This is a genomic window from Limnospira sp. PMC 289.06, from assembly GCF_032350395.1.
GTDB lineage: Bacteria > Cyanobacteriota > Cyanobacteriia > Cyanobacteriales > Microcoleaceae > Limnospira > Limnospira platensis.
Genome location: NZ_JARPLC010000287.1, coordinates 1 through 1,560 on the forward strand (window position 1 = coordinate 1; position 1,560 = coordinate 1,560).

Annotated in this window: 1 protein-coding gene; it reads right to left on the minus strand. The window is 44.7% G+C overall.

The features are described from left to right. Positions 1 to 517, minus strand: a 517-nt coding sequence (locus P5674_RS24550; protein WP_315643220.1) for a reverse transcriptase N-terminal domain-containing protein, incomplete at its 3' end; no start/stop codon positions are given. Positions 518 to 1,560: the final 1,043 nt, after the last annotated feature.

A 1,560-nucleotide genomic window follows, 5' to 3' on the forward strand; every position in this document is an offset into this window, starting at 1 on the left:
ATATTGCATCATGGGCTGACCGTCCGGGTCGGAACCCATAGCTGTTGCTTTCAAACCTCGATTCCCATTCAGGTTCGAGTGCCGACTTTACCAAGGCTTGCCTTGCTCTATCTTGGATAGTGGGTATTCCCAGAGGACATTTTTCATCCCTTCCGGGTTTTTGAATCCACACCCTACGCAGTGGTTTTGCTTTGAGATTTCCTTTGATACTCTTAGCTAGTTCCAGTCTTTGTCTTGGGGAGATTGCTCTCATTCCATCGACACCTGCTGTCTTTTTGCCTTGATTATCTTGAGTCACTCGCCGCACTGCTAAGAGTCGGGCATAATATGATTTCACCAGTAGACGTTGCCACCTTCTTGCTTTTGCGTCCTGTCCCGATTTAGCTGCTTGAAATATCCTCTTTTGGAGCTTGAAAACTTTACGTTGAACTTTCGCCCATGGTATAGCTTTCCATATACTCGTAGTCTTGATTGGCTTTGATTTCTCAAACCCTTTCTTTAAACTCGCTTTCGTCATAATGACTCCTACTAGACTCTATTCTTTACAATCAAACCGTGACTTGTCAGCATATCCCTGCCATTACAGCAGGGCGTTAGCTTCTGGTCACATCTCATCCCCTAATAGGCTTGCGCTTACACTTTCACTACTGTTTATCTCGACCAGATAATCAGAGCCTAAGAGGGGTTAAAACGTTCCGTTTATATGGGCATTCCATCTTTAGACTTGTCCTATCCACCGGGGTACTTTAAAGGTCTGTGTAGGTGTTATATAAAGAACCCTACTTTTCCCCTTACCCTTTTGGGCGCAGCGTGTCAACCTATTTCGCTGCCTGCTAATGACGATGGTTCAAGTCGGAACATTCAGATTTCCTTAGTCATGGATGGTTGGCAGTGGTCGGATTATTGGGAATAGGTTTTCCCTCACGCCTTCCGTTCCCCGCTTCAATCTGACGGGTTGTGATTCCTAAAACTGGGGGTGGCTATCGCCGTTACTCTTTCCCACAATCGCCTAAGTGGTTTTAATACTCCTCCTTATGGTGTAATTGAGCATTACGATTTTCTTTGTGGGATTGACCTTGAGTTCCCTGCCTTGCTTTTCGCTTCGGGACATATAAACAGTTATGGGGATGGTCAGAAGCGAGGTTCTTATATTCAACCGATGGGCTGAAATCCCCACCAGGCGGTTATTTCGGGTATTACAACCCTATTTCATGCCTGAACGTCTCGCACTTTTAGGTGTAGCCTAGCTTTTTACAGTGTTATCGCTACTACTTTGGCTTACTTTTTTAGGTCCATCAAGATCCGCCATGTTTTAGTAGATCTTTTCTGAACCCAAGGTCTTGCAACCTGAGCGGATATCCTATTATGTTACCACAATCTGCTCACCTGATCACCGACAGCCAGACTGACATAAATCTATGTAAAGTTTTGTCAAAAACCTCTTGCTTTTTGGGGTAATTTGTTGTATAAGTGCGGAAGTTGACCGTATCCTAATTGCTGTAGTGGATGTTATAGCATTAGTCAAGGTGGTTAGGACGCAGCTGGGAGAACGGAATCCAT